This window comes from Pseudolysinimonas sp., assembly GCF_057350545.1.
The window spans coordinates 1-7,103 of record NZ_JBMRCP010000028.1; the positions used below are offsets into that span (position 1 = coordinate 1).

The window sequence follows — 7,103 nt, forward strand, 5'->3', positions numbered from 1 at the left end:
ATGAAGCTTCTCTAGAGATCAGTCCACGGTCTCGTCGACCGCGTCGACCGTTCCCGGTAGGTCAATCAGACCTGTATGACCCGAACGGCGCCGGCAGCGCAGCACTCGGTAGCCCTTGTTGGTGGCCGCGCGCAAGACCGCGAACTCTCTCGGAAGCTCCGCCTGCAGCCAGCGCTGCAGCGAGTCGGACCCCAGGTTCCTCTGCACGACGAGCCACCCGTCCGAGCCGGGCTCGAGTCGCGGCAGCCAGTGCAGCAACATGGCGTGCAGTTCGTTCTTACCGACCCGGATCGGCGGATTCGACCAGATCGTGGTGAACATCGCATCCGCCGGCACCTCGTCGGGGCGGCAGGCGCGGATGTTCGTGAGCCCGAGCGCGGCGGCGTTGCGTCGCACGAGTTCGAGCGACCGTTCGTTCACGTCGACCGCCCACACGGTCGCACGCGGGGACTCGAGCGCGAGAGAGATCGCGACGGGCCCCCAACCGCAGCCGAGGTCGAGGAGATTGCCCCCGGGCGGCGGCGACGGGACGTTCGACAGCAGCACCGAGGTGCCGGTGTCGAGGCGCTCGGGGCTGAACACGCCGTTCGCGGTGGTCAGCTCGAGATCGCGACCCGCGAGCCGCACCCGGATCGTGCGCGGCACGAACTCTCCGGCAGGGGACGCTGAGAAATAGTGCTCTTCAGCGGCGGGCGGCATGCGTAGAACCTACCGAAAACATCAAGCGACGAGAACCACAGAACTAGGGTGAGACCAGACATGACCGAAACCACGCGAGACACGAAGACCCCGTCCGACCGCGACATCGACCGCGTCCTCGCGACCGAGCAGGCGCACGCCGAGACGCGACGTTTCGGCGACCGTCGCGCGGAGGCTCTGCAGGACGAGGAGACGAGCGCCGCCGACCGTGACGGCGACCAGCTCGATCGGGAGGACCGCGCGGCGCTTCGCCGCGTCGCGGGCCTCAGCACCGAGCTGCAGGACGTCACCGAGGTCGAGTACCGGCAACTGCGGCTCGAGAACGTGGTGTTGATCGGCGTCTACGCCCGCGACGCCGAGGATGCCGAGAACTCCCTGCGCGAGCTCGCCGCGCTCGCGGAGACGGCCGGAGCCACGGTGCTCGACGGACTGCTGCAGCGGCGACCGCATCCCGACCCCTCGACCTACTTCGGGCGCGGCAAGGTGCAGGAGCTCGCCGACATCGTCGCCGCGCTCGAAGCCGACACCGTCATCGCCGACACCGAGCTCGCGCCCAGCCAGCGGCGCGCGCTCGAGGATCGGGTGAAGGTCAAGGTGATCGACCGCACGGCGGTGATCCTCGACATCTTCAGCCAGCACGCCAAGAGCCGCGAGGGTCGGGCGCAGGTCGAGCTCGCGCAGCTCGAGTACCTGCTGCCGCGACTCCGCGGGTGGGGTGAGTCGATGTCGCGTCAGGCCGGTAGCCAGGTCGGCTCGGGCGGTGCGGGCATGGGAAGCCGTGGTCCGGGTGAGACGAAGATCGAGCTCGACCGTCGCCGCATCCACGATCGCATGGCGAAGCTGCGCAAGCAGATCAAGGGGTTCGCGCCCGCCCGTGAGGCGAAGCGCGCCAATCGCGATCGCTTCGAGGTGCCGAGCGTCGCCATCGCGGGCTACACGAACGCCGGCAAGTCGAGTCTGCTCAACCGCCTCACGCAGGCGGGCGTGCTCGTGCAGAACCAGCTGTTCGCGACGCTCGATCCGACCGTGCGTCGGTCGTCGACTCCGGATGGACGCGAGTTCACCCTCGCTGACACCGTCGGGTTCGTCCGCAGCCTGCCGACGCAGCTCGTCGAGGCGTTCCGTTCGACCCTGGAGGAGGTCGGCAACTCCGACGTCATCGTGCACGTCGTCGACGGCGCGCACCCCGACCCGGGTGCCCAGCTCGCGACGGTGCGCGACGTGATCGGGGATGTCGGCGCCCGCGAGCTGCCGGAGATCGTCGTCTTCAACAAGTCCGATGTCATCGACGACGACCGGAAGCTCCTCTTGCGCGGCCTCGAGCCCGACGCCGTGTTCGTGAGCGCCCACACGGGGGAGGGGATCGACGAGCTCCGCGCGCGGATCGCCGACCTCCTGCCGCAGTGGGATGTCGAACTCGACCTGCTCGTGCCGTACGAGCGCGGTGACGTCGTCGCCCTCGCGCACGAGAAGGCGCGCGTGCTCGAGACCGACTACGAGGAGGACGGCACCCGCATCCGGCTCGTGGCGACGGACCGCATCGCCCGTCTCATCCGCGGTCGCCTCGACGACTGACGAGAGTTGCCGGGCTCCACGGAGCCCCGGCAGTCTCGCGCGACACGACGACGCGGTCGCCGTCAGTCGTCGAGGCGTGAGGCGTCGCCGAGGCCGTGCCAGGTGCGGTTGTAGTAGACGAGCGGGTTCGTCGCCTGCGCGTCGGCGTGCGCGGACTCGAGCGCATGGATGGCGATGACGGTGGAGTCGCCGGCCTCCATTCGATTGATCACCCGGCCCCGGATCCACACCGGGACACCGGGGAAGTGCGGTTCTCCCGTGGCGAGTCGGCCCCAGATCGAGGTGTCCGCGAACCTGTCGATCCCGCTCGTCGAGCACAGCCGGGCGATGTGCAGCTGGCGGGCGTCGAGGAGGTGGACGACGAGGGTCTCGGCGCGGCGGATCGTCGGAGCGCTGTGGGAGCGGCCGGAGATCGAGAACACCATCAACGGCGGCTCGGCGCTCACCGAGAAGACGGACGACACGGTGATCCCGACGGGTCCGTCGCCCGCGTCGGCGGTGACGACGGCGACGCCGGCCGCGTGATGCCGGAACGCGAGCTTGAACGCATCCGGGCTGAGTCCGCTGTCCAGCACGTCGACGCGTCCTCCGCTCGGAGCAACCGAGGCGACATCCTCGAGCCGGTGCCAATGCACGCTCACCGGGCCCGACCTCCGAGTTCTGCGCGCAGGAGGCCCGCACCGGCGCTCAGCGCCCCGAGCTTCCCGCGCGCGATGTGTCGGGGCAAGGGGGCCATGCCGCAGTTCGTGCTGGGGATCAGCTTGTCCGCGTCGACGAACTCGAGTGCCTTCCTGAGGGTGTCGGCGACCTCCTCAGGAGACTCGATCGCCTCGCTCGCCACGTCGATCGCTCCGAGCATGACCTTCTTGCCCCGGATGAGTTCGATGAGGTCCATCGGTACGTGGGAGTGCTGGGACTCCAACGACACGACGTCGATCGCGGACCGCTGCAGGAGGGGGAACGTCTCCTCGTACTGCCGCCACTCCGACCCCAGGGTCGCCTTCCAGTCGGTGTTCGCCTTGATCCCGTAGCCGTAGCAGATGTGCACGACGGTCTCCGCGCGCAGCCCTTCCGCCGCTCGCTCCAGTGCAGCGACCCCCCAGTCCCGCACCTCGTCGAAGAAGACGTTGAACGACGGCTCGTCGAACTGGATGACGTCGACGCCCGCGGACTCGAGTTCTCTCGCCTCCTCATTGAGGATGGTCGCGAACTCCCACGCCAGCTTCTCGCGGCTCTTGTAGTGGCGGTCGTAGAGGGTATCGATCATGGTCATCGGTCCCGGGAGCGCCCATTTGATCGGCCGATCGGTCTGCTGGCGGAGGAACCTCGCGTCGTCGACGAACACGGGCTTCTCGCGGCCGACGGCACCGACCACGGTCGGCACGCTCGCGTCGTAGCGGTCGCGGATGCGCACGGTCTCGCGCTGCTCGAAATCGACGCCGCTGAGATGCTCGATGAAGGTCGTGACGAAGTGCTGGCGGGTCTGTTCACCATCGCTGATGATGTCGATGCCGCCGTGGCGCTGCTCCTGGACGGCGATTCGCAGCGCGTCCTGCTTGCCCTCGATCAGAGCGTCGCCCTGCAGCGTCCAGGGCGACCAGAGGGTCTCCGGCTCGGCGAGCCAGGAGGGCTTCGGCAGACTGCCGACGATCGAGGTGGGCAACAGGGCGTTCATGCGCGACGAGCCTCCGCGAGTCGAGCGACGGGCGCCGGGTAGGTCGCGGCCCACCGCTCCAGCACCTCCCGGTGCGGCTTCACGAAGTGTTCCTCCGTGAACTTCCCCTGCGTGACCGCGAGTTCGCTGCGCTCGACCCGGTCGTAGGCGATCTGCGTGCGCGAGTAGTCCTGCTGCTCGAGGGTCGGCCGGTAGACGCCCGCGGCGGCCGAGTTCGCGTTGTAGAGCTCCGGTCGATAGATCTTCTGGAACGTCTCCATCGTGCTGAGCGTGCCGATGAGCTGCAGATTGGAGTAGTCGTTCAGGAGATCGCCGCGGTGATAGAACGCGAGGGGTGCCGCGCTGCCGCGGGGCATGAAGTACCGCGCGTCGAGCCCCATCTTCGCGAAGTAGTCGTCGGTCATCGAGGAGCCGTCCTGCTCGTACTCGACCCCGAGGACCGGGTGGTGGTTCGTGGTCCGGTGGTAGGCCTTGCTCGTCGAGACGCTGATGCAGATCACGGGCGGCAGCGGGAAGCGCGCCCGATATGCCGACGAGTCGAGGAAGTGCTGGAACAGCTTGCCGTGCAGGTCACCGAAGTCGTCGGGGACGTCGAACCTGCCGGCCGCCTCCTTGGCCGCGGGCAGCACCACGCTGAAGTCGTAGTCGCGCACGTAGGACGAGAAGTTGTTGCCCACGATTCCCTGGTGGCGGGAGCCGGTGTGCCGGTCGACGATCTGGATGTCGAGGAACTCGAGGAGCGGGAAGCGCTGATCCTCGCCTCCTGCGCGGAACCGCAACTCGACGGAGATGATCTCGAGTTCGACGGTGTAACGGTCCTGGTCGGGGTTGTCCCAGTCGGCGAGGTCGTTGAATCGACGATCGATCATCGTCAACGCGTTGCGAAGGTTCTGCTGACGGTCCTCGCCGCGGGCGAGGTTGGCGAAGTTCGTCGTGGCTCGGGAGCTCTGCGCGGGCGCGTAGTCCTCGTCGAAACGGGTGGTGGTGACGCTGAACGTGAACTCGTTCGTCATGAGAGCCAATCGGTGGGAGTGATCGGCAGGGAGGCCCTGCAGAGGTCGTGCCCCCATCGTGGGAGCACCGCGAAGGTATCGGGTAACTTGCGGAAGTTATGCATCCCTATAGGCTCTGCCTATGGCCAGGGGATCGAGCGGTATCACCTTGCAGCAGCTCCACTACTTCATCGAAGTCGCCACAGAGGGGTCGATCTCCGCGGCCGCCGACCTGCTGTACGTCGCCCAGCCGACCATGTCCGCAGCGATGAAGGATCTCGAGAAGCGGGTGCGCCGCGACCTCCTCGTGCGATCGGCCCGCGGCGTCACGCTCACCACCGACGGGGCCGAGTTCCTCGGGTACGCACGGCAGGTCGTCGAGCAGGTCGCGCTCCTCGAGCAGCGCTACCTCGGTCGGCCGCCGTCGCGACGCCTGCTCGGGGTGTCGGCACAGCACTACTCCTTCGCCGTGGATGCCTTCGTTCGGATGGTGAAGGCGACAGATGCGGCAGAGTACGAGTTCTCCCTCCGGGAGACGCGCACCTGGGACATCATCGAGGATGTCCGGACGCTCCGCAGCGAAGTCGGCATCCTCTACCGGAACGAGTTCAACCGGAAAGTCATCGACAAACTGCTGCGGGACTCCGGGCTGACATTCCACCCGCTCTTCGTGGCCGAACCGCACATCTTCATCTCGAGGAAGAATCCGCTCGTCTCGCTGGATCGCGTGACGCTCGCCGATCTCGCCGACCTTCCACGCCTCACCTTCGACCAGGGAGCGAACAACTCGTTCTATCTCGCCGAGGAGATCCTCTCCACCCTGTCGAGCAAGCAGGAGATCCGGGTCTCTGATCGCGCGACCATCTTCAACCTCATGATTGGACTCGACGGCTACACGATCTCGACGGGCATCGTCAGCGACGACCTCGACCCGGAGATCGTCGCCATCCCGCTCGACGTCGACGAACGCATCGAGATCGGCTGGATCGACCATTCCGCCATCCCGCTCACGGAGCAGGCGCAGCGTTACCTCGCGGAAGTGCGAACCGTCGTCGCGGAGTTCGGTGTGACCCTGCTCGGCTGACCGGCACGAATCGACCCCGAACGGCGACGGGCCCGCCCCGCCGCACGACGAGGCACTCCCACGGAACGTCGAGACTTCCGACGTAGCGTGGCGGCATGCGACTCGCCGTGCACACCTCGGGCGACGGCCCGCGCACAGCGGTTCTCATCCACGGCATCCAATCGGATCACCGCGCCTGGCACCGCGTCTCGGAGGAGCTCCGAGCGGAGGGGTTCCGTGTCGTCGCCGTCGATCTCGCGGGTCACGGGGCCAGCCCGCGGGCGCGTCGCTACTCTCCGCGGCAGTGGGCCGACGACGTGGTCGAGTCGCTCGAGTCGGAACTCGACGGCCCGCCGGATCTCATCGTCGGGCACTCCCTCGGGGGCCTCGTCGCGAGCCTCGTCGCCGAGCGTCTTCCGCCGGGCGCCGCGGTCTATGTGGACCCGGCGTTCTCCTTCCCGCGCGGGGTGCGGGGCTTCGTGCTCAAGGCGATCTTCGCGCTCGCGCCGCGCCCGGGGGCGGGGATGTTGCGTCGGCTCAACCCGCGCTGGGGCGACGACGATGTCGAGCTCGAGCTCGCGACGCTCAAACTGTGGGACAAGCGCACGATTCTCGGCTTCGTGAGCACGCGACCGCTGCGGTCACCGCGCACCCTGGTCGCTCCGACCCTCGTCGTGCTCGCCGAGCGCAGTCTGTTGATCGCGGCGCGCGACGTCGAGCGGATGCGACGCGACGGGATGACGGTCGAAACGGTCCTCGGCGCGGGGCACACCGTCTTCCGCGACGATCACACGCGCTTCATGCAGCTGCTGCGCGCTCACCTGTCCGTCTCGGTGGTCGACTAGCGCCCCACGGGGGCGTGTCGAGATCCGGCTCAGACCGAGCGCAGCACCGCGACGATCTTGCCGAGGATCTCGGCGTCGTCGCCCAGGATCGGCTCGAACGACGAGTTGCGCGGCAGGAGCCAGGTGTGGCCGTCGCGCTGCCGGAAGACCTTCACGGTGGCCTCGCCGTCGAGCATCGCGGCGACGATCTCTCCGTTCTCGGCGGACTTCTGCTGGCGTACGACGACCCAATCGCCGTCGCAGATCGCGGCGTC

The 7,103-nt window shown here is 67.9% G+C and carries 8 protein-coding genes; 3 read left to right on the top strand and 5 right to left on the bottom strand.

The genetic code is table 11. The annotated features are described in order from the left end of the window. Positions 1-18: 18 nt before the first annotated feature. Positions 19-699, bottom strand: coding sequence for a class I SAM-dependent methyltransferase (locus ACO1X9_RS03595; protein WP_486349459.1), 681 nt, complete (start codon positions 697-699; stop codon positions 19-21). Between the two features lie 60 nt (positions 700-759). Between ACO1X9_RS03595 and hflX the strand changes: the two genes are divergently transcribed. Beyond that, positions 760-2,274 (top strand): GTPase HflX, encoded by a 1,515-nt coding sequence (gene hflX / locus ACO1X9_RS03600; RefSeq protein ID WP_486349460.1) that lies wholly within the window; start codon positions 760-762, stop codon positions 2,272-2,274. Positions 2,275-2,336: 62 nt separating this feature from the next. On the opposite strand, the gene ACO1X9_RS03605 is transcribed toward hflX, so the two are convergent. From ACO1X9_RS03605 to ACO1X9_RS03615, 3 genes are all read right to left on the bottom strand, one after another. Further along, the gene (locus ACO1X9_RS03605) at positions 2,337-2,849 is read right to left on the bottom strand and encodes a flavin reductase family protein (protein WP_486349466.1); all 513 of its coding nucleotides are present in this window, start codon (positions 2,847-2,849) and stop codon (positions 2,337-2,339) included. A 62-nt stretch (positions 2,850-2,911) separates the two neighbouring features. Beyond that, positions 2,912-3,949, bottom strand: coding sequence for a methionine synthase (locus ACO1X9_RS03610; RefSeq protein ID WP_486349461.1), 1,038 nt, complete (start codon positions 3,947-3,949; stop codon positions 2,912-2,914). After that, positions 3,946-4,962, bottom strand: a complete 1,017-nt coding sequence (locus ACO1X9_RS03615) for a DUF1852 domain-containing protein (protein WP_486349462.1) — start codon at positions 4,960-4,962, stop codon at positions 3,946-3,948. The genes ACO1X9_RS03610 and ACO1X9_RS03615 overlap by 4 nt, the downstream gene beginning before the upstream one ends. Positions 4,963-5,083: 121 nt before the next feature. Here ACO1X9_RS03615 and ACO1X9_RS03620 point away from each other — a divergent pair, with 121 nt between their 5' ends. Both ACO1X9_RS03620 and ACO1X9_RS03625 read left to right on the top strand, forming a co-directional pair. Next, on the top strand, positions 5,084-6,025 hold the full coding sequence (locus ACO1X9_RS03620; protein ID WP_486349463.1) for a LysR family transcriptional regulator: 942 nt from the start codon (positions 5,084-5,086) through the stop codon (positions 6,023-6,025). 95 nt (positions 6,026-6,120) lie between these two features. After that, on the top strand, positions 6,121-6,849 hold the full coding sequence (locus tag ACO1X9_RS03625; RefSeq protein WP_486349464.1) for an alpha/beta fold hydrolase: 729 nt from the start codon (positions 6,121-6,123) through the stop codon (positions 6,847-6,849). A gap of 29 nt (positions 6,850-6,878) precedes the next feature. On the opposite strand, the gene ACO1X9_RS03630 is transcribed toward ACO1X9_RS03625, so the two are convergent. Continuing rightward, the coding region (locus ACO1X9_RS03630) for a LexA family protein (protein WP_486349465.1) at positions 6,879-7,103 on the bottom strand (225 nt) is incomplete at its 5' end.